This window comes from Nonomuraea zeae (assembly GCF_005889725.1).
GTDB classification, from domain to species: Bacteria; Actinomycetota; Actinomycetes; order Streptosporangiales; family Streptosporangiaceae; genus Nonomuraea; species Nonomuraea zeae.
In genome coordinates, this window is sequence record NZ_VCKX01000046.1 from 22,548 (window position 1) to 43,138 (window position 20,591).

The window sequence follows — 20,591 nt, forward strand, 5'->3', positions numbered from 1 at the left end:
TTCCGGCCTGAACCGATATTCCTGCCCTCGACATACAAGGAACATGCCCGTGCGAAGAATGGTCAGAGCCTTACTCGCGATCCTGGCGGGAACGGCGCTCGCGATCGTCGCCGTCCCCGCGCTGCCCGCAATGGCGGGGATCTGGCACGAATACCCGTCCGCGGCGAACCGGACGTGCAGCGACAGCCGCGTCTACAACGGCACCGCCTACCAGGTGTGCCTCGAGTTCAACTACGCCCGCACCCAGGTCCGCACCGTCGCCTTCATCAACCCGGGCGCGTACACCAACTTCCAGGTCAACCTGCGGCTCTGGTTCGGCGGGAACGGCCCGGACATCACCGACTCGTGCCCGACGATGACCACGAACGCCAGCCGGGCGTGCTACACCGCCTTCACCGACCTCCGGCGCCCCTACGTGGTCACCGAGGCCACGTTCGGCATCGCGGGGGCGTGGCAGCTCCCGGTCCGGGCCCTGGACATGAGACTCTCCGCCAAGCAGCAGGAGCGCGACAACTGGTGCGGCCCCGGCGCCGTGCAGACCACGCTCGCCACCATCGGCATCTCGGCGCCGCCGCAGTCGGAGCTGGCCGGCAAGCTGCAGACCGAGGAGACGCTCTTCGGCGCCACCATGCCGGGCCGGATCCCCGGCGCCATCAACTCCTACATCGCCGGCTCCGACTGGCAGTACAAGTGGGAGGAGATCTCGGTCTCCAACGGCCAGACGTATGAGGCGGGCATCAGCCGGATCGTCACGTCCCTGTCGCGCGGCAGGCCGGTGATGGTCCTCGTGATCCCCGGCAAGCTGCCGTGGTGGAACGCCTCCACGCCCACCCTGCGCCACTATGTGACCATCCACGGCTACGGCGGCGTGGTCCACTCCGACGGCTCCGTCCATCCCACGACGTTCAAGGTCGCCGACCCGGCGGACGCCAGCGAGCACTCCATCGACGTGGACAAGCTCCTGCTGGACAACGCCAACCTGGCGTGGAACGGGATCGACACCGTGGCCATCGTGCGGACCTGACCCCGGCCCGGCCGCTGCCGACCGGCGGCGGCCGGGCCCCTAGCCGGCCTGGGGGACGCGGCCGACGCCGCCCAGGATGCCGCCCTTCTCCATCCCCGGAGGGATGAACGGGTCGTCATTGCGCCAGTCCTGCACCGGCACGAGGCCGGGTTCGAGCAGCTCCAGCCCGTCGAAGTACGTGCGCACCATGTCGCGCTCGCGCCAGTGCAGGGCGCCGGCGGTCGTCCGCCGGTAGACGTCCTCGGTCTTGGCCTTGCGGTCGAGGGTGCTCTGGCCTCTCTCGACGTACGCGTGCGAGATGATCAGGTGGCTCCCCGGCGCCAGCGGCTCGCGCAGCGCCCGGACGATGCCGGCCACCTCGTCGTCGTCGCCGAAGAAGTGGAACAGCGCGACCGCCAGGACGGCCACCGGCCGGCTGAAGTCGAGGTGGTGGGCGGCGGCGGCCAGGAGGCTCTTGGGGTCGTGCGCGTCGCCGTCGATGATCACCGTGTCGGGGTTGCTGGCCAGCAGCGCCCGGGCGTGAGTCAGCACGATGGGGTCGTTGTCCGAGTAGACGACCTTGGCGTCGGGGATGATCCGGTGCGCGACCTGGTGCACGTTGTCCTGGGTGGGCAGGCCGGTGCCGATGTCGAGGAACTGCCGCACGCCGGCCCTGGCCACCGCCTCCACGGCGCGGACCAGGAAGCCGCGGTTGGCCCGGGCCACCTCCCGCACGTCCGCGCCGCCCCGGCTGCTCAGCTCCAGGACCTTCTCGGCGGCCTCGCGGTCGGCGGGGAAATTGTCCTTCCCGCCGAGGAAGTAGTCATACATCCGGGCGACGGTGGGGACGGTCGGATCGATCTTCCCCGGAGGCCGCTCACGCTCGATCACACTTCACCTTTCCTCACTTATGCCCGCATCCTATGGGAATCAGGAGATCTGTGATCAGTATCGGTCAGGTGCCCGGCATTCGATGCCTCGAGCGGCGTGGATGCCCGCCGTGGGTTCGGACAGCGGGCGTCAAGGTCGCCGAGCCCGGCGACCTTGACGCCCTGCCTCAGCGTTCGCTGGAGGCCGCGCGGTAGTGCAGGTCCTGCACGTACGGCGTCGTGGTGATCGCGTACGGCGAGACGACCTTCGCCATCGTGGCGGAGCCCCTGGTCACCGTGGCCGAAGCGGTCCCGGCCTTGAGCGGGAACGTCTTGGCGGACACCCCTGCCGGCGCGTCGTAGGTCTGCGTCGTGCCGCCGATCGTGACGGACACCTTGCCCGCCGCCGTGAGCATGCTGAGCACCTCGACCGTGTCACGGGCCGCGGTACTGCCGCCGCGCAGCTTCATGAGCTTGGTCTGCGCGTACGTCGGCGTCGCCGCGACCGGCTGGATCCGGTGAGTGAGGTACGCCGTGTCGTTCGTGATCTTCGGGCAGCCCAGCTTGTAGCAGGTCAGGTAGTAGGCGTTGATGTCCAGGTAGGTCCAGCCCGCGTTCCTCGACGGCGCGAACTGGGTGTTCTCCGAGTAGTCGTTCCAGGTCGTGAGCTGGACCCAGTCGGCCTTGCCGTCGATCGCGCCCTTCCAGGAGGCCCGGAGGTTCTCGGTGTTGCCGGCCTCGTCGAAGATGCCCTGGTTGGGACGCTCGTCCTGGACGGACACCGGCTGCATCCAGATCTTGTCCATGCTGTGGGCGCGGTCGATGTTGGTGCCCAGGCTGGCGTTGCCCGCAGGGTTGCGGTTGCCCCAGTTCGAGAAGCCGTAGCTGATCGAGGCGAAGGCGTCGCGGTACTTGTTGAAGTCGAGGAAGCACGGCACCAGGGCGACCTTGATCCCGTGCGTGGTCTCCATGGTCTTCATCCAGTCGGACCACCACGCGGCGGTCCGGCCTTCGGCCTTGAAGGGCGCGACGACCAGGCGGTTGTCGGCGAGCCGGTAGACCGACTTCGACGCGGCGAGCTTGGCCATGGCGGTGGCGAAGGTGGCGCTGTCGACCGAGGCCAGCCCGTTCGTGTCCGGCATGAGGACGATCTTGAAGCCGGGGTCGACGGCCTCGGCGGCCTTGATGAGGTTCTGCACCCGCGTCCAGTGCGCGCTGGTCACGGAGAGGATGTCGACGGTGAAGCCGTCCAGGCCCGCGGCGATGGCCTGCTTCACCTCGGTCTTGAAGTCCGCCAGCGCGTAGTCGCCGGTGATCGGGTCGCGGCCCAGCGGCCGGTCGCGGAGCAGGCCGCCGTACGCGGCGTGCTTGCCGCTCTCGCCTTCCGGCTTGAGGTAGTTCCTGGCGTAGTAGTCGTTCGCGGGCGCCTGGTTGTCCAGGGAGACCGGGTACGGGGTGAAGTAGTGCGCGAACACCTTCTTGCCCGCGGCCCGCAGGGCGGCGGTCCCCGCCAGAGTGAAGGGCAGCGGCCCGTCGGTCTGCTCTTCCCCGGTGCCCTCGGTGTAGGTGACCGTGAGCTTCGGACCGCGGTTCCCGGTCTCGCGCGAGGACATCAGGACGGTCGTGGTGGCGGACGTCCCGGTGAGGGCGAAGGCGTAGGTGCCGTCGCCCTTGACGGCCGAGGAGACGTCCAGCTTGGCCGTCGCGCCGGTCGTGAAGCCGGTGTGGGAGCCGACGGCGGTCTCACCGATCGTCGGCTTGGTGTTCCAGGTGGTGGCCGCCTCGCTCCAGGTGCCCGTCACCTCGCGGGCGGAGATGGTGGTGTCGGTCGTCCTGGCCGAGACGACGTCCAGCGTGACCTTGACATCCTCGGCGTCCTCCGGGATGCCGGTGACCTTGAAGCGGGTCAGGCCGATGCGCTGCCCCGCGGCGGCGCTGCCGCAGGTGGAGCCGCAGACGCTCACCCACGTCGCGGTGGCGAAGCTCTTGGCGGGCTCGGCCTGGCTGATGAACACGTCTTCCGCGGCGGCGAAGGTCACGCTGACCGGCGCGGCGGCGGCGGAGGCCTGCGCCGGGGCGACGGCGACGGTTCCCAGCGTGGCTAACGTCGCCACCGCCGTCAGCAGCCTCCGATATGGGTTGATCATGGAACTCCCTTGACTCTCCGTACGGCTCCGCCGAGGTGGAGCCGCTGTGCGTGACCAGGATGAAGCAAGATCAAGCCGCACTCCCGACTTTTCGCACAAAAACCTCATTTGGCACGTGCCTAAATCCGGGGCGGAGGCGGCGTCCACTCTCCGGTGGGCGCCGCCGAAGGAGGTGTTGGCGGCCAGCGCCAGCAGCACGACGGTGGCGAACCCGCACCAGGTAGAACAGCGGCCCGCCGCCCAGGGCCGCCTCGGCCCGCTGCACCCGGCATATCCGGGGCTGACTGAAGGACGGCACGGCGTCGGCCGCCCATACGCGTTTCTGACGCGGACCTCCCGAATGACCACGCCATGACTACGGCGGGGCCTTTCGGCGAGGTCCGGGCGGCGGATGCCGGTTTCTCGACCCGTCAGCCGACGTGGACGTGCGGCCGGCGCTCCAGGTCCGGCTCGGCCTGGCGCAGCACCTCGCGGGTCAGCGGCGGCACGTCGCCGCCGCCGAAGACGAGGTAGCGCAGCATCGCCACGACCGGGTTGCCCTCGGTCCAGTGGAAGTAGATGTGCGGCACCGAGCCGGTGCGGTCGCGCAGATAGAGCAGCAGGGCCGCCAGGGAGTTCGGGACGGCCGAGCTCTCGATGACCAGGATCTTGTGCCCGTGCCGTTCCTCGCCCCTGACGTGCAGCTCGGTCTCGAACTCCGAGGCGTCCGGCACCGACACCTCCACGAACAGGACGGGCTCGGAGCTGCGCAGCCGGTGGTTGCGCCAGGTCTCGCGGAGCTTGTCGTGGTACTCGTCCTGGTCGCGCCGGTCCGGCTCGTTGGCGATCACGTGGATGTCGCCGCAGGCGTCGTTGACGTACTCCTCGGCGAGCGGATCGAGGCGCACGTCGGTGACGCGCAGCTCGGTGGACCGGGTGGCGCGGGAGATCAGCGACGTGGCGACGATGGCGGCGATGAAGAACGAGGCGATCTTCACGCCGTCCGGCCGCTCGATCACGTTGTCGACGAGGGTGCAGGCGAGCACCGCGGTGATGACGGCGAACCCGGCCGTCGCCCGCCACTGGCGCTTCTTGCGGGCCGACAGCGTCACCGCGACCGCCGCCGACAGCATGAGCACCAGCACGCCGGTGGCGTACGCGCCGCCCTGCGCCTCCACGTCGGCGTCGAAGATGATCGTGATGCCGAACGCGATCGCCGAGAACACCAGCACCAGCGGCCGGACCGCGCCCGTCCACTCCGGCGCCATGCCGTAGCGGGGCAGGTAGCGCGGCACCAGGTTGATCAGCCCGGCCATCGCCGACGCCCCCGCGAACCACAGGATCGCGATCGTGGACACGTCGTAAGCGGTGCCGAACCAGTCGCCCAGGTAACCGTGCGCCAGGTACGCCAGCGCCCGCCCGGCGGCCTTGCCGCCTTCCTCGAACTCCTCGTGCGGGATCAGCACCGTGGTGACGGTGCTGGAGAGGATCAGGAACACGCTCATGATGAGGGCGGCGACCGTGAGCAGCCGCTTGGTGCCCTTGATCCGCTCCCGCACGTCGCCCCTGACCACCGGCATCACCGCGACGCCCGTCTCGAACCCGGACATGCCGAGCGCCAGCTTCGGCATCACCAGCAGCGACAGCCCGATCATGGCGAGCGGGCTGCTGAAGTCCAGGCTCAGCGCCCGCTGCCAGTCGACCACCACCTGCGGCGCCTGGAGAACGTGCACGAGGGCGGCGGCCACCACGACGGCGTTCAGCGCCAGGTAGACGAAGACGAGCAGCACCGCGATGCCGATCGCCTCGGTGAACCCCATCAGGAACACCCCGCCGAGCCCCGCCAGCAGCACCAGCGTCACGATCACCCGCTGCCCGGCCAGGAACTCGGGCACGAACGGGTTCTCCAGGATGTGCGCGGTCGCGTCCGCCGCCGACAGCGTCATCGTGATGACGAAGTCCGTGGCCGCGAACCCGAGCAGCGCCAGCACGAAGAGCTTGCCCCACCACTGCGGGGCCAGCTTCTCCAGCATCGCGATCGAGCCCTGCCCGTACGGGCTCTCCTCCGCCACCCTGCGATAGACCGGCAGCGCCCCCAGCAGCGTCAACGCCACCAGGAACAGCGTGGCCAGCGGCGACAGCAGCCCCGCCGCCAGCGCCGCGATGCCCGGCTGGTAGCCCAGCGTGGAGAAGTAGTCCACGCCGGTCAGGCACATCACCCGCCACCACGGGTGCTTCACATGGGGACCGTGCTCGATCTGCTCACGGTCGGTCTGCAGCCCCTCCAGCATCCAGGAACGCAGCGTGCCTTCCGCGGCGGCCGGCCGTTTCGCCAGCACCATGAGCGGTCACCCTTCCGTCAAGAACGCATAAATACGCATCCGCACACTACTGACGGTTTGAGGGCATATGACCAGGTGAGGGCGTCAAGAAAACGTATGGACGCGTCTGGATGGGGCGTCAGCTCTCCAGGTCCCGGCCGCCCAGGCCCGCCATGAGCCGCGGCGCTGCGGGGCGGCGCGCACGTGGGCTCCTTTCTGTCCAGCGGATGTGGAAGGGCCCGGCACCGTCGTCAGGCCAGGGTGAGCAGGGCGACGACCACGATCAGGACCAGGAGCGCGACGGCCTCCGGGCGGATGCGCGTCACAGCCCGACGTCCCGGCGGAGCAGGTCGTCGATCTCCTCCCGGCGCACCACCACCCGGGCGGCCCCGTCGGCGACCGCGATGACCGGCGGGCGGCCGGTGAGGTTGTAGGTGGAGGCCATGGAGTAGTGGTAGGCGCCGGTGGCCGGCACCGCGACGACGTCGCCCGGCCGGACGTCGGCGGGCAGCGGCACGCTCTCGGCGATGACGTCGCCCGCCTCGCAGTGGTGCCCGACCAGGGTGACCTGGCGGGCGGGCGCGGTCGAGCGGCGGCCGATCAGGCGGGCGGTGTAGCGGGCGCCGTAGAGGGACGGGCGCGGGTTGTCGCTCATCCCGCCGTCGACGGCCACGAAGGTCCTGGTGAGGGTACGTTTGACGGCGATCACCCGGTACAGGGTGAGCCCGGCGGGGCCGCTGATCGACCGGCCCGGCTCGATGGTCAGCCGGGGCACCGGCAGGCCGAGCGCCGCGCAGCGCTCCTCCATCGCCTTGACGACCGTCCTGGCGTAGCCGCCCGGGGTCAGGCCGTGCTCGGTCCCGAGGTAGGCGATGCCCTGGCCGCCGCCCAGGTCGAGCTGGGGCAGGACGATCCCGTAGGTGTCCCGTACGAGGGCGAGCTGCTCCACCATGACCCGCGCGGCCTGCTCGTACGGCTCCGCCGCGAAGATCTGCGAGCCGAGGTGGCAGTGCAGGCCCACCAGCTCCAGCTCCGGCTGGCGCAGCACCCTGGTCACGGCCGCCGCGGCGTCCCCCGAGGCGATGGACAGGCCGAACTTCTGGCCCTCGCCGCCCGTGCGGATGGCCGCGTGGGCGCCCGCCTCGATGTCGGGGATCACCCGCAGCAGCACCTTCTGCCGCCGGCCCGGCGGGACGAGCACCGCCAGGCGCGGGATCTCGGCGAGGTTGTCCACGACGATGCGCCCCACCCCGTACTCGACCGCCTCCAGCAGCTCGTGCGGGGTCTTGGCGTTGCCGTGGAAGACGATGCGCTCGGCCGGGAAGCCGACGGACCGCGCGATGGCCAGCTCGCCGCCGGAGCAGACGTCCAGCCCGAGTCCTTCCTCCCGGATCCAGGTGGCCATCGCCCGGCACAGGAACGCCTTGGCGGCGTAGAGGATGTCGGCGTCCGGCAGCGCGGCGCGGAAGGCGCGGCAGCGTCCCCGCAGGTCGGCCTCGTCCACCACGTAGGCGGGGGTGCCGTAGCGCTCGGCGACGTCCATCAGGGGCACGCCTCCGGTGGCGGCGTACGGGTGGAAGCGGGTGGTGGCCGACCAGGGCTCCGCCGCGGACGGCGTCTCAGGCCGGGTCTGGTCCTGCTGGAGCACGCACATCAGGCCACCCGCTCGGCGGACCGGGTCATCGTGCCGGCGGGGTCGATGACGATGCCGATGACGTCCAGCTCGGCGAGCATGCCGCGCAGCGCCGGGGCCGTGAGCACCACCCACCGCTGGTCCGTCCCGAGCACCTTGGTGAGCTTGAGCGGCGAGGTGAAGGCGACCGCCGTCCGCTTGCCCGCGGCGGTGCGGAACAACCGCAGGGCGGTGGCGTACGCGCCGGCCCGGACGGGGACGAACAATCGAGGCTCTGACATCTGCTTCCTTCCAACGAAAAAGCCGTACATGTCAGACGCTAGAACCGGTTTTGCCGGCACCTCATGATCACTACGCATTCCGGACGCGCGACCCCGGAAATCCTGACGCGACGTTGACACCAGCCGCTCAGGACGCGTCCGCGACCGGGGTGCGCGAGAGCGCCTGACCCGGCTGTCGCGAGGTCCGGCGACGGCGCGCGCGGGCTGCCCGCGGCACGCCTCCCCCGAGCCCCAGCGCCAGGAACGCCGTCAGCCTGACCAGGTCGCCGGGCGTGAACGTCAGCTCGCCGGCGGCGTTGACCAGGAAGCCGGTGGTGAAGCACCAGGCCATGACCCCGGTGGCCAGGCCGGCGAGCACGCTGCGGGACCACAGGGCGTAGGCCGCGACGACCGCGCCCATCACCACCGCTCGGGGTACGACCTCGGGAGCGGGCAGCGTCAACGCCACCGCCGCGCAGGCCAGGACGGACAGCCCGAAGCCACCAGGGATCAGGAATTCCAGCGGACGGCGTACACGCATGACCCATGCCTTCCAAAGACAATGTCCCTGCATGAAACCCGTCCGCGGTCAGCGGAATGCCAATTTAGATGACATCAATGCGGCTTCATTACCCGCATTCACGCGCTGTTGACGCGCGCGCGGAGCCCGCGTCGGTCAGGCGGCCGTCGTCAGCCATTCGGCGATGTCGGCGACGACCGCCGGGTCCACGTGCTGGGCCGGCTCGTATCCGGCGGGGGTGGACGGGCCCGCGCCGGGGAAGAAGAGGTGGTCGTCGGCGTCGTAGACGCGGATCGTGACCTCCGGCCGGTCACCGAGGCCGGCCCGCCAGCCGGGGAGATCGTCCGTCACGGTCACCTGGTAGTCGCGGCCACCCTGGAGGATGAACATCGGCTTGTCCAGCGCCGCCGCGGTCGCGACCGGGTCGTAGCCGCGCAGATCCAGCCAGTACGCCGCCGGCCAGCCGAACAGCAGCTCTTCGGCCGGCGTCGAAGGCGACAGATCGGGGCCGCCGACCGCCGCGGCCTGCCGGGTGATCGTCTCGACGGCCGCCTCCATCCCCGGGCCGGAGTGCAGCGAGGCCAGATAACGGACCACGCGGACGGCGGCCTGGTGCATCGGCTGCGTGTCGCCGGCCATGATCACCAGACCGGCGACGGACGCCTCGGCGGCCGCGACCCGGGGCGCGACCTTGCCGCCCATGCTGTGGCCGAGAACGAAGACGCGGGCGGGGTCCACGCCCGGCTGCCGCTGGAGGAGCCGGACGGCGGCGACCGCGTGCGGCACGTACTCGTCGGTCATCGTGAAACCGGCCGTGCCTGCCACCTGGCCGCCGTGGGTGTGGGTCACCTTGTCGAACCGCAGCACCGCGACGCCGCGGGCGGCCAGCCCCCAGGCCAGATCCTTGAGGGGCTTGTTCGCCCCGCTGGTGGCGTCCCGGTCGAACGCCCCTCCCCCGCTGAGCAGCACGACGCCCGCCCGCGGGCCGGGCACGTGCGGCAGGCTCATCGTGCCGGTCACGGCGAGGGGCCCGTCGCCGACCGTGACGTCCTGCTCGTCGAACGTCGCCGGATCGGCGTACGGCGGCGGGGCCCAGGGCGCGGTGGCCGCCGCGAGCCGCAGACCGGTCAGCCTGCCGTCCTCGTCGATCGTCATCACCACGTCGAGCCCCCCGCGCTCGCCCGTCACCGGGACGCTCACGAGGACCAGCCCCGCCCCGGCCGGCTCGCTCTCCGGTTCGCCGACGGCGGAGACCGGACCGATCTTGCCCGTCTCGGCCGTCCAGGCCTCCCGCAGCGCTTCCGCGCCGACCAGCGCGCGCAGCGGCGGCGCGAACAGCTGCTCGATGTCGGCGAAGCGTTCCTCCCGCGCCAGCTCGACGACCGTGACTGCCGTCGCCGCCGGGTCAGTTCCCATCGTCATCCCAGCTCCATTGTTCTCGTTTTTTGAGAAAGGTAGCACGATATGAGATCGTAAGCAGGTGGACACTTTCGAGCTCCTGGGACACCCCGTCCGGCTCCGCATCGTGCACGCGATGCGCGGCGGCCGGACGCTGACGACCTCCCAGCTGTGCGCCCGGATCCCCGACGTCTCGAAGGCCACCGTCTACCGGCACATCGAGCTGCTCGCGTCCGGGGGCATCCTGGAGGTGGCCGACGAGCGGCGGGTGCGCGGCGCGGTGGAGCGCCGCTACCGGCTGCGCGAGGATCGGGCCTCGTTCGACGCCGGCATGATCGAGTCGATGTCGCCCGACGATCACCGGCGCGGCTTCGCCATGGCGATGACCATCCTGCTCACCGAGTTCCACGCCTACCTCGAACGGGATCACGCCGACCCGGTGGCCGACCTGGTCGGCTACCGGCAGCATGCCGTCTGGCTCAGCCGGGAGGAGCTCCTGGAGCTGATCGGCGAGCTGCGCGGCGCGATCGCGCCCCGGCTGGCGAACCAGTCGCGGCCCGATCGCGCCCGCTACCTGCTCAGCCCGATCCTGTTCCCGGCGGAGGAGCCGTCCACCGGCCCCGAGGCCGACTGACCCCCGCCACGGACTCCCCCGGGAGAGCTGATGGCGCCACCATGACTTGCGTTGGCGCCATTTTGGCGCCATAGTGGTGCCATGGATCTCAGGCCCTATGTCGACCGGCTCCTCCGAGACCTCGCGGTCGCGGCGGAGGCCGGAGGTGAGGACGCCCGCGCCCTGGCCGGGCGGCTCACCGCGCCGCTCGAGTCCTCCCTCCGGCTCATCCTGCTGGAGACCCTGTCGATGGCCGCCGACGAGATCACCCGCGACCTCGCGCCGGGCTCGGTGGAGGTGCGCCTGCGCCGCGGCGAGCCCGATTTCGTCGTGACGCGATCCCCGGCGGACCACCCCTTCGGCGAGGACGACCGGGCCGTCGCCGAGCCGGTCGACGCGGACGTCCCTCCCGCGAGCGCGTCCAAGGAGGGCGGCGGCGGCACGGCGCGGATCAATTTCCGCCTGCCCGAGGAGCTCAAGGTCCGGGTCGAGGAGGCCGCGCGCCAGGAGGGGCTGTCGGTCAACACCTGGCTCGTCCGCGCCGTGTCGGCCACGTTCGAGTCCGCCGGCCGCCGCCCGGCGCGGCGCGTCACGGAAAGCGGACGCCGCTACACCGGCTGGGTCGGCTGACGCGCATCACCGATGGAGGAGAGTCTCATGCCAACGTTCAACACCCCCGAGCCGATCTCGGTCCGGATCGACCTGCCCGACGGCGACTTCACCATCATCGCCGGCGACCGTACCGACACCGTGGTCGACGTGCGGCCCGGCGAGGACGAGGAAGAGGCGCCCCCGCTGCGGATCGAGTACGAAAGCGGCCGGCTGGTCGTCAGGGCCGCGCGGCAGGAGCCCGAGACGTCCCGGCAGACCGCCGCCGCGGGAGCCAGGCAGCACAGCTGGGTCCTGTCGGGGCTGGCCCGCCTGCTGGGGAGCTGCGGCGAGTCCGCCCGGGTGACGATCGAGCTGCCGTCGGGGTCCCACGTGCAGGGCGAGAGCGCCAACGGCGGGTTCCGCTGCACGGGCCGCCTGGGCGAGTGCCGCCTGCGCACCGACCACGGCGACATCCGGCTCGACCAGGCCGCCGCGGTCCATCTGACCAGCGACAGCGGCGAGATCACCGTCGGCCGCGCGACCGGCCACGCCGAGATCCGCACCGACTCCGGCGAGATCAGGATCGACGAGATCGACGGCTCCGCCTCGATCAGGAGTGACGACGGGGAGTGCTACGTCGGTGAGGTCACCGGCACCCTGCGGCTGATCGGCGCCAACGCCGACATGCACGTCAACCGGGCCCACGGCAGCGTCGAGGCGAAGAACGTGGACGGCGGCGTCCGCATCGGCGAGGTCGCCCGCGGCACCGTCGTCCTGACCAGCACATCGGGCGAGCTGGAGGTCGGCATCCGGCCGGGCACGGCCGCGCTGCTCGACGTCAGCACGGCCGACGGCAGGCTGCGCAACTCCCTCGACGCCTACGACGGCCCCGACGGGTTCGGCGAGACGGTCGAGATCCGGGCCCGCAGCCACGACGGCGACATCGTGATCCGGCGCGCCTGACCCTGCGACGAGCCCGGCGGACACGGCCCCAGCGGCACTAGCCCTTGCGGAAGGCGCCTGCGTGGGCGTGGGCCCACTGCTCGAAGGTGCGGGGCGGACGCCCGGTGACCTCCTCCACGGTGGGGTGGACCTGCGATTCGTCGAGCGTGCCGTCGGCGTAGAAGCGGAAGAACGCATCGACGTACTGCACGGGCATCGTCGCCTCCATCTCGGCGCGCGCCTCGGCGTTCGTCAGCCCTTCGCAGCGCAGGTCCCTGTCCAGCACCTTGGCCAGTACGGCCACCTGGTCGGCGGGCAGCAGCGCGCACGGGCCGGTCAGCTCGTGGGTCCGGCCCTCGTGCCCGTCTTCCAGCAACGCCAGGGCCGCGACGGCGGCGATGTCGTACGGGTCGACGGCCGCGAGCGGCACGCCCGCGAACGGCACCCGCACCACGTCACCGGCCTCGAGCTGCGGCAGCCAGCGAAGGACGTTGGACATGAACGCCCGTGGCCGCAGGATCGTCCAGGGCAGGCCCGACTCCCGGACGGCCCGCTCGGAGAGTGCCATGTAGCGGGAGACGGCGTTGTCCATGTCAGCCAGCGCGGCCGAGCCGCTCGTCAGCAGCACGACGCGCCCGACCCCGGCGTCGCGGGCGCGGGCCAGCAGGCCCGGCATGTCCGCGTAGCCCGGCAGGAGGAACAAGCCGCGGACGCCGTCGAGCGCCTCGGACAGGCTTTCCGGCCGGTTCAGGTCGCCGCCGGCGAGCTCCGCGCCGGGCCGCGGAGCGCCGGCCGCCGGGTTCCGCACCAGCGCCCGCACCCGTTCGCCGGCCCCGGCCAGCGCGTCGACCAGCTCCGATCCCACGTTCCCGGTAGCTCCGGTGACCAGAATCATGCACTGCCTCCTTAGTGTGTGGTGGCCCAGCTACGCGGCCAGGATGAGCCCGGCGGCCAGGGCGATGAGCGCGGCCGCCAGGAGCAGGGCCCCGGCGCGCGTGAGCACCGTGCCGTACGAGCCGCGGCCTTCCCTGCCGATGCCCAGATGGACGAAGAAGCCGCCCGACTGCGCCAGCACCCCGGCCAGCAGGGCTCCGCCGCACAGCCACTCCATGCCGTCGGAGAATCCGGCGCGGGGCAGGTACAGCAGGTAGACGAGCGAGAGCACCAGGAGGACGCCGGCGTGCGCGTGACCGGCGCGGAAGAAGCGCTCGCGGAGCTCCCCCAGCCGGCCGGCGTCGGTGGTGACGAAGCGCAGCAGCGCGTGGCCGCCGAACTCGACCGTGACGATCGACAGGATCGCGATGATCGACAGGACTTCGGTGGGCTCCATCAGCGCGCTCCGGCGCGGGCGGGCGGCGGGTCCTGGTGCGGCGGCGCGGCGGCGGTCTGTCGCATGGGTTCTCCTTGTTCACCGCTGAGGTGGTGGGGATCTCGCTGTCCCGGAAATGGTGGCAGCGGGCCGGAAATGGCCGATAGTGTCCCAGTCAGCAGGCGGGTATGCATTTCGCATAGTTCGACGGGATTGCCAGTGGGGCGGACGGCCGACGATCTTCAGCTTCGGCTCGCCCGGGCCATGTTGTGGACCGCGTTCGGCATCCTCTTCTACATCCGCTTCATGAGCGGGGTGTGGCGCGATGCCCCGCCGCTGTCGCTGCTGCTCGCGACGCTGCCGTACCCGCCGCTGATCGCGATCGCGGTGCGGCGTCCGCGCCCGGCCGTCCGGCGCGGGCTGCTCGCCGCCCTGGTGCTGCTCTACCTGCTGCCGTTCGCGGTGGTCGGGACCCAGTGGGACTGGATGCCGTGGACGGTGGCCGCCGGTGTCCTCTGCGCGCTGCCGGCCAGGACGGCCTGGCCGCTGTTCACCCTCGCGGTGGCCGCGGCCGGCGCGGGCGCCGCCCTGCTCGGGTACGGGGTCTACGACTCGGTCTGGTTCATGATCGTCACGGCGGACGACGGTCTCATCGTGTTCGGCCTGGCCGCGCTCGTCGGAACCGTGGCCCGGCTGCACGACACCCGGGAGGAGCTGGCCCGGCCGGCGTTGCTGGGCGAGCGCCTGCGGCTGGACCGGGAGCTGTGGAGCCTCCTCGGCGGGAAACTGCAGGCGATCGCGTTCCGGCTGCGCAAGGCAGCCGGGGCGGGACCGGCACAGGCCCGGGACGACGTCACCCTCGCCCGGGAGGACGTACGCGAGAGCGCCGCCCTCGCCCCGCACGACATACGCGAGAACACCGCCCTCGCCCAGCACGACATACGCGAGAGCGCCGCCCTGGCCCGGCACACCTTGGCGGAGGTCCGGGCCGTGGCGGCGGCGTACCACGCCGATCCGCTCGCCGCGCCTCCCGCGCCGATCGAGTCGCCCCGGCTGGCCCGGTCCGTGCTGCTCGCAGTGCTGCTCATCCAGTGCGTGCTCGCGATGACCACGCTCTACTACTACGATCACGCCGACGCGCCGGCGCTGCTCCTCGCCGCCGCCGGGCTCGCCGCGATCGTGGCGCTGCAGGTCATGCCCCAGACCCGCGTCACACTGGCCGCGCAGGGCCTGCTGATCCTGCTGCCCCTCGCGCTCGCCCCCGGCTCATGGGACCGGGTGCTGAGCTACCTCACCGGCAAGGTGCTCCTGAACGTGCGACCGCCTCGATCCTGGGCGATCGCCGGCGTCATCCTGGCCGGGCACCTGGCGCTCATGGTGACCGAGTACGGGTCCGAGACGGCGAACGTCCTCGCCAACCTCGGCGGTCACGTCATGCTCGCCTGGCTGGTCTACAGCCTGGGCCGCATCGGCGAGCTCGTGGTCGTGCTGGACCGGGCGCGGCGCGAGCTCGCCGCGGCCGCCGTGCGGCGGGAGCGGACCAGGATCGCCCAGGACCTGCACGACGTGCTGGGCTTCAGCCTGTCGGCGGTCGCGCTCAAGGGCGAGGTGGCCGAACGCCTGCTCGCCACCGACCCTGCCCGGGCCAGGACCGAGATCGCCGCGCTCGTGTCACTGGTGGAACGAGCGCTCGCGGAGCTCGACGCCATCACCGGCGACGGCATCGAGCTGCGGCTGGCGACCGAGGCCGGCGTCGCCCGCGAGGTGCTGGCCTCCGCCGGCATCGACGTCACGGCGCGGATCGAGCCCGGCCCGCTGCCGCCCGCGCTCGACACCGCGCTGGCCGCCGCCCTCCGCGAGACCGTCACGAACGTGCTGCGGCACAGCCGGGCCCGGACGTGCGACATCTCCGTCACCACCCAGAACGGAGCCGCACGGCTGCGCGTGGTCAACGACGGCGCCGCACCCCGCGCGACCGCCCACCCGGCCGGAGCGCCCAAGCAGGGAGAGGGCGGCAGCGGGCTTTGCGGCCTCGTGCGGCGGACCGGTGGCGGCCGGGTGGAGGCCGGTCATCGGGCTGACGGCACGTTCGAGGTGATCGCGGAGTTCGCCCTAGATCCACCCGGCCTCGGTGGCGATCCGGAGGGCGTCGACCCGGTTGCGAGCCCCCAGCTTGGCCACGGCTGACGTCAGATAGTTGCGGACGGTGCCGTAGGTCAGGAAAAGCCGCTCGGCGATCTCGGCGGGCTGGGCACCCGTGGCCGACAGCCGCAGCACCTCGGTCTCGCGCTGGCTGAGCGGGCTCTGCGGCGCCTCCAGCGCGACCAGCGCCAACGCCGGGTCCACGGCCCGTCCCCCCGCCGCCACGGTCCTGATCGCCGCGGCGAGCTCGGCCGGCCGGACGTCCTTCGGGAGGAAACCGGCGACCTGGGCACCCAGCGCCCTGCGCAGGACGCCCGGTTTGGTCAGCGCCGTCAGGATGAGGACGTGGCAGCCGGGCAGCGCCTTCCGCAGCTCGGCCGCCGCCGCCACGCCGTCCATCCCCGGCAGGTCGATGTCGATCACGGCCACGTCGGGCCGGAGCTCCAACGCCGCCGGCACGATCTCCGGGCCGGTGGCGACCCCCGCCACCACCTCCATGTCGTCCTCCAGTGACAGCAGCTCGACCAGCGCTTCGCGGAGAATGTGCATGTCCTCCGCGAGCAGGACGCGGATCACTTGGCCCCAGGAACGGTCACGCGGAGAATGTATCGGTGATTCCGGCGAGCCTTTGACATCGCGGTCTGCCCGGCATCCGGGCACGGTCACGAGTCTGATCGCGCTCGCGCCAGCCGGCGTTCGTAGAGCTCTCGGTTGCGGCGCAGGAAGGCGGCGAGCAGCTCCAGGTCGGCGGCGGTGTAGTCCGCCATGAGGGCGTCGCCTTCCGTGACGAGCGGCCCGTAGAGGCTCGAGGCGCGCTCACGGGCGGTTTCGGTGATCTGGATGAGGGTCTTGCGGCGGTCGGTGGCGTCGGGAGAGCGGGTCAGGTAGCCCAGCCGTTCCAGGCGGTCGAGCATGGCGGTGACGCTGCCGGTGGTGAGACCGAGCTCGCTCCCGAGCCGGCTGGGAGTCAGTGCGGCGTGCTGGTTGAGCACCTCCAGGCAGTGCAGGTCGGTGCGGTTGACGCCGAGCGATCGCGCCGCTTCGTCGTCGTAGGCGTCAACGGCCGCCTGGAGCGCCTGCATCTCCCTGGCCACCGCACGGCGGAGCTCTTCCCCGGAATCCCTTGACATCCAAGCCTCTTGACTCTCAAACCATACCTTGGAGATCAAGATACGTGACCGCCGAGAGGAATCATCACGTGTACGCGGGTGGCAGAGGTCGCACGTCGGCAGAGGCGTGGGCGTCGAATGTCCGGCGGCTGTCGAGGATCTCGGGCGCGTGCTCGATCGACCAGTCGGCGATCGCGGTGGTCAGCCGGCCGACTTCGACGCCCAGCTCGCTCAGCGCGTACTCCACCCTGGGCGGAACGGTGGGATAGACCGTCCGGCGGACCAGCCCGTCACGTTCGAGCGCGCGCAACGTCTGTGTCAGCATCTTCTGGGTGATGCCCTCCAGGAGCCGGCGCAGATCGTTGAAGCGCATCGGCCCGTCCTGTCGCCGCAGCGCCGCCAGGACGTACAGGGTCCACTTGTTGGCCAGAACCTCGATGACGGTGCGCGACGGGCAGTCCCGGCGATAGGTGCGGGCCAGATCGGCATCATGCCCCGACTCGGTATCCATAAGGTACCTAGATATCAAATGGGTGCCTTCTTTACAAGAGAAACCCCCGATGGCCAGCATGGATGCCGACGAAAGGACATCAACGATGACCACACGCATGCTGGCCGTGAGCCAGCGGGCCTTCGGCGGTCCGGAGGTCCTGAAGATCATCGAGACCGGGCGGCCCGAGCCGGGACCGCACGAGGTGCTGGTCCGGATCAAGGCGGCCGGGGTGAACCCCGCCGACTGGAAGATCCGCTCAGGCCAGGTCCACCGGGCGGGCCGGCCGCCGTTCACCCTCGGGCTGGACCTGTCCGGCGTCGTGGAGGGGGTCGGCGAGGCGGTGACGCGGTTGCGGCCGGGCGACGCGGTGTTCGGCAACGCCTTCCCGCCCTACGGCGCGTACGCCGAATACGCGGCGGTGCCGGACACCTGGCTCAGCCTCATGCCGCCCGAGCTGGATCACGTGCAGGCCGCCGCGCTGCCCACCACGGCGCTCACCGCCTGGCAGCCGCTGACCCACGTCGCCTCCGTCACCGCGGGGCAGCGGGTCCTGGTGCACGCCGCCGCGGGCGGCGTGGGCCACCTGGCCGTGCAGATCGCCAAGGCCCGCGGCGCGTACGTGATCGGCACCGCCCAAGCCGGCAAGCACGCCTTCCTCCGGCAACTGGGCGCCGACGAGCTCATCGACTACACGCAGACCGACTTCGCCACGGCCGCGCACGACATCGACGTCGTCCTGGACCCGATCGCCGGCGACTACGGCCCCCGTTCGCTGGACACCCTCGCACCCGGGGGAACGCTCATCGACGTACGGGGCTCCGGCCCAGACCGCGGCGACGTGCGCAAGCTGGCCGGCGAGCGCGGCCTGCGGTTCGTCGAGTTCGGCTTCACCCCCTCGGCGGCCGACCTGGAGGCGATCGCGGGGCTGGTGCGAGCAGGCACCCTGCGGGCCGCCGTCGAGACCGTTCTCCCGCTGGCGCAGGCGGCCAGGGCGCACGAGCTCAGCGAGACCGGCCGGGTCAAGGGCAAGATCGTGCTCACGGTGGACGAAGCCGCCTGACCGCCTGCCCAGCCGGTCCCCGCCTCCCGTACGTCCGCAACGGCGAGGTGGGTGTGGCGGGCAGGCACATCAGCCAGGTCACCGACCTCAGGGTGTGCGCCGACGACCGGTTATGGGGCTAGGCCGCCGCACGAGCACGGCGGCGGGGGCGGTGCGTCGGCCCAGTGCAGGGCGACGTACGGCTCGTTCCGGCCGGAGTAGCGCACGCGCTCGCGGGTGACGCGGTAGCGGGCGCACGCCTCGGGCTCTCCGGGCAGGCGACGCGGTACGGGGACGACCAGGACGCCGATGTCCTGATCGATGTGGGTGAGCAGGCCGTGGCAGGGGCCGCCCAGGCAGATGGCGTTGCACTCGTGAACGCGGTCGCCCCGCCCGGCGCTCATGCCGGATACGCGTGGGTCTCGGTGGCCTTGACCGACGCCCACACCTGCTGGCCGGCGGTCAGGTCGAGGTCGGCGACGGCGGCGGGGGTGATGTCGGCGAAGGCGGTGATGGGGCCGTCGAGGTGGACGCGGACGTTGTCGCCGTGGCGTTCGATGCCCTCGATGCGGGCCTGCCAGACGTTGCGCGGGCTGCCGTCGGGCCGGACGCGGTAGAGCGCCACGGCAGCCGGTGGAAAGGCCACGAACGCCGCTCCCTCCAGCTGTTCCGACGTGCTGAACATCAGCTCGCCGACCTTGACCCGCGCCCCGTCGGCCAGACCCCGGTACAGGTTGAGCCCGACCAGCCTGGCCACGTAGTCGGTACGCGGGCGGCGGGCCACCTCGATCGGCGGGCCCTGCTGGACGATGGCGCCGTTCTCGATGACGATCAGCCGGTCGGCCAGCACCATCGCGTCCAGCGGATCATGGGTGACCAGCACGGTGGCGCCGTCGAACTCGCTCAAGTGGCGGCGCAGGTGCGAGCGGATCTCCAGCCGGGTGTGGGCGTCCAGCGCGGCCAGCGGCTCGTCCAGCAGGAGCAGCCGCGGCCGTACGGCCAGCGCCCGGGCCAGCGCGACGCGCTGCGCCTGGCCCCCGGACAGCTGCCGGGGCTTCGCCGCCGCGTGGGCGGCGAGCCCGACGCGGTCGAGGAGGACGGCGGCGGCGCGGCGGGCCTCCGCCTTCGGCACGCCTTGGCAACGCGGGCCGAAGGCGACGTTGTCCAGGGCGGACAGATGCGGGAAGAGCAGGTAGTCCTGGAAGACCACGCCGATCGGCCGCTCCTCGGTGGCCAGCGTGTGCATGGGGGCCCCGTCGAGGACGATCTCGCCGCCCGACAGCGAGGTGAGCCCGGCCAGGGCGCGCAGGGCGGTGGTCTTGCCCGCGCCGTTCGGGCCGAGCAGCGCGACGACCTCGCCGGCGGCGGCCTTGAGCGCGAGGTCGAGGGTGAAGGCGGGCCGGGTGACGACGAGCCTGGCGTCGAGGGTCACGGCGCGCTCACCCACCGGTCGCGCAGGCTGGCCAGAATGATCACCGAGACGGCCAGCAGGACGAGGCTGAGCACGATCGCCGCCTCCGGCTCGGTCTCCAGCGCCAGGTAGACCGCCAGCGGCATCGTCCGCGTCGTGCCGGGGAAGTTGCCTGCGAACGTGATCGTCGCGCCGAACTCCCCCAGCGCCCGCGCCCAGCACAGCACCGCCCCCGCCACCACGCCCGGCATGATCAGCGGCAGCGTGACGCGGCGGAACACCGTCAGGCGCGAGGCGCCGAGCGTGGCGGCGGCCTCCTCGAAGCGCTGGTCGGCGCCGCGCAGCGCACCCTCGACGCTGATGACCAGGAACGGCATCGCCACGAACGCCTCGGCCACGATCACCCCGGCCGTGGTGAACGGCAGCGTGATCCCGAAGCTCGACTCCAGCCACTGCCCGACCAGCCCGCGCCGGCCCAGCACCAGCAGCAGCGCCACGCCGCCGACCACAGGAGGCAGCACGAGCGGCACGGTCACCAGGGCCCGCACCAGCCGCCGGCCGGGGAAGTCCACCCGGGCCAGCAGCCAGGCCAGCGGCACGCCGAGCAGCAGGCAGGCCGCGGTGGCGACGGTGGCGCACACCAGCGACAGCCGCAGCGCCTCCAGCACCTGCGGCTCGGCCAGCCGCTCCAGCAGCGTCGGCCAGGGGGCGCGGATCAGCAGCCCGGCCAGCGGCAGCACCAGGAACGTCAGCCCGGCCAGCGCGGGCAGCAGCAGCATCCAGGGCAGCCGGCCGGAAGCCCGCTCGGCTGT

The 20,591-nt window shown here is 71.8% G+C and carries 21 protein-coding genes; 6 read left to right on the forward strand and 15 right to left on the reverse strand.

Features of this window, described 5'->3' with window-relative positions:
- The first annotated feature begins 43 nt into the window (after positions 1-43).
- Entirely contained in the window at positions 44-1,024 is a 981-nt protein-coding gene (locus ETD85_RS17160; protein ID WP_138690720.1) for a C39 family peptidase, read from the forward strand.
- A gap of 39 nt (positions 1,025-1,063) precedes the next feature.
- Here the strand turns inward: ETD85_RS17160 and ETD85_RS17165 are convergent, their stop codons facing one another.
- The 7 genes from ETD85_RS17165 to ETD85_RS17195 all read right to left on the reverse strand — a co-directional run bounded on the left by ETD85_RS17165 (position 1,064) and on the right by ETD85_RS17195 (position 10,154).
- Positions 1,064-1,894 (reverse strand): SAM-dependent methyltransferase, encoded by an 831-nt coding sequence (locus tag ETD85_RS17165; protein WP_240779198.1) that lies wholly within the window; start codon positions 1,892-1,894, stop codon positions 1,064-1,066.
- Between the two features lie 166 nt (positions 1,895-2,060).
- Positions 2,061-4,019, reverse strand: a complete 1,959-nt coding sequence (locus tag ETD85_RS17170; protein ID WP_138690721.1) for a glycoside hydrolase family 71 protein — start codon at positions 4,017-4,019, stop codon at positions 2,061-2,063.
- A 410-nt stretch (positions 4,020-4,429) separates the two neighbouring features.
- Entirely contained in the window at positions 4,430-6,340 is a 1,911-nt protein-coding gene (locus tag ETD85_RS17175; protein ID WP_138690722.1) for an APC family permease, read from the reverse strand.
- 301 nt (positions 6,341-6,641) lie between these two features.
- Entirely contained in the window at positions 6,642-7,967 is a 1,326-nt protein-coding gene (lysA, locus tag ETD85_RS17180) for a diaminopimelate decarboxylase (protein ID WP_240779199.1), read from the reverse strand.
- Positions 7,968-7,972: 5 nt separating this feature from the next.
- Entirely contained in the window at positions 7,973-8,233 is a 261-nt protein-coding gene (locus ETD85_RS17185; protein ID WP_170246720.1) for an SAV_915 family protein, read from the reverse strand.
- A 127-nt stretch (positions 8,234-8,360) separates the two neighbouring features.
- The gene (locus ETD85_RS17190; protein WP_138690725.1) at positions 8,361-8,753 is read right to left on the reverse strand and encodes a hypothetical protein; all 393 of its coding nucleotides are present in this window, start codon (positions 8,751-8,753) and stop codon (positions 8,361-8,363) included.
- A gap of 135 nt (positions 8,754-8,888) precedes the next feature.
- On the reverse strand, positions 8,889-10,154 hold the full coding sequence (locus ETD85_RS17195; RefSeq protein ID WP_138690726.1) for an alpha/beta hydrolase: 1,266 nt from the start codon (positions 10,152-10,154) through the stop codon (positions 8,889-8,891).
- A gap of 58 nt (positions 10,155-10,212) precedes the next feature.
- Between ETD85_RS17195 and ETD85_RS17200 the strand changes: the two genes are divergently transcribed.
- From ETD85_RS17200 to ETD85_RS17210, 3 genes are all read left to right on the forward strand, one after another.
- Positions 10,213-10,764: a helix-turn-helix domain-containing protein gene (locus ETD85_RS17200; protein WP_138690727.1), complete on the forward strand. Its 552-nt coding sequence runs from the start codon at positions 10,213-10,215 to the stop codon at positions 10,762-10,764.
- A gap of 81 nt (positions 10,765-10,845) precedes the next feature.
- Entirely contained in the window at positions 10,846-11,373 is a 528-nt protein-coding gene (locus tag ETD85_RS17205; protein ID WP_138690728.1) for a toxin-antitoxin system HicB family antitoxin, read from the forward strand.
- A gap of 27 nt (positions 11,374-11,400) precedes the next feature.
- Positions 11,401-12,297 (forward strand): DUF4097 family beta strand repeat-containing protein, encoded by an 897-nt coding sequence (locus ETD85_RS17210; protein WP_138690729.1) that lies wholly within the window; start codon positions 11,401-11,403, stop codon positions 12,295-12,297.
- A gap of 37 nt (positions 12,298-12,334) precedes the next feature.
- On the opposite strand, the gene ETD85_RS17215 is transcribed toward ETD85_RS17210, so the two are convergent.
- Both ETD85_RS17215 and ETD85_RS17220 read right to left on the reverse strand, forming a co-directional pair.
- Complete coding sequence (locus tag ETD85_RS17215) at positions 12,335-13,171, reverse strand: NmrA family NAD(P)-binding protein (protein WP_138690730.1); 837 nt, start codon at positions 13,169-13,171, stop codon at positions 12,335-12,337.
- A gap of 30 nt (positions 13,172-13,201) precedes the next feature.
- Positions 13,202-13,606 (reverse strand): hypothetical protein, encoded by a 405-nt coding sequence (locus ETD85_RS17220; RefSeq protein ID WP_170246721.1) that lies wholly within the window; start codon positions 13,604-13,606, stop codon positions 13,202-13,204.
- A gap of 243 nt (positions 13,607-13,849) precedes the next feature.
- Here ETD85_RS17220 and ETD85_RS17225 point away from each other — a divergent pair, with 243 nt between their 5' ends.
- Positions 13,850-15,772, forward strand: a complete 1,923-nt coding sequence (locus ETD85_RS17225) for a sensor histidine kinase (protein ID WP_170246722.1) — start codon at positions 13,850-13,852, stop codon at positions 15,770-15,772.
- Here ETD85_RS17225 and ETD85_RS17230 read toward each other — a convergent pair.
- From ETD85_RS17230 to ETD85_RS17240, 3 genes are all read right to left on the reverse strand, one after another.
- Positions 15,698-16,303 carry a response regulator transcription factor gene (locus ETD85_RS17230; protein WP_138690733.1) on the reverse strand — a complete coding sequence of 202 codons (606 nt, stop codon included), beginning with the start codon at positions 16,301-16,303 and terminating at the stop codon, positions 15,698-15,700. The genes ETD85_RS17225 and ETD85_RS17230 overlap by 75 nt on opposite strands.
- An 86-nt stretch (positions 16,304-16,389) precedes the next feature.
- Positions 16,390-16,857, reverse strand: coding sequence for a MarR family winged helix-turn-helix transcriptional regulator (locus tag ETD85_RS17235; protein WP_138690734.1), 468 nt, complete (start codon positions 16,855-16,857; stop codon positions 16,390-16,392).
- Between the two features lie 64 nt (positions 16,858-16,921).
- Positions 16,922-17,347: a winged helix-turn-helix transcriptional regulator gene (locus ETD85_RS17240; protein ID WP_138690735.1), complete on the reverse strand. Its 426-nt coding sequence runs from the start codon at positions 17,345-17,347 to the stop codon at positions 16,922-16,924.
- Positions 17,348-17,432: 85 nt separating this feature from the next.
- On the opposite strand from ETD85_RS17240, the gene ETD85_RS17245 reads away from it, so the two are divergent.
- Entirely contained in the window at positions 17,433-18,389 is a 957-nt protein-coding gene (locus ETD85_RS17245; RefSeq protein WP_240779200.1) for an NADP-dependent oxidoreductase, read from the forward strand.
- A gap of 110 nt (positions 18,390-18,499) precedes the next feature.
- Here the strand turns inward: ETD85_RS17245 and ETD85_RS17250 are convergent, their stop codons facing one another.
- From ETD85_RS17250 to ETD85_RS17260, 3 genes are read right to left on the reverse strand one after another with little or no spacing between them, the layout of a single operon-like run.
- Entirely contained in the window at positions 18,500-18,772 is a 273-nt protein-coding gene (locus ETD85_RS17250; RefSeq protein ID WP_138690736.1) for a hypothetical protein, read from the reverse strand.
- Entirely contained in the window at positions 18,769-19,815 is a 1,047-nt protein-coding gene (locus ETD85_RS17255) for an ABC transporter ATP-binding protein (protein WP_240779201.1), read from the reverse strand. The genes ETD85_RS17250 and ETD85_RS17255 overlap by 4 nt, the downstream gene beginning before the upstream one ends.
- Positions 19,797-20,558 (reverse strand): ABC transporter permease, encoded by a 762-nt coding sequence (locus ETD85_RS17260; RefSeq protein ID WP_240779202.1) that lies wholly within the window; start codon positions 20,556-20,558, stop codon positions 19,797-19,799. The genes ETD85_RS17255 and ETD85_RS17260 overlap by 19 nt, the downstream gene beginning before the upstream one ends.
- Between the last annotated feature and the right edge of the window lie 33 nt (positions 20,559-20,591).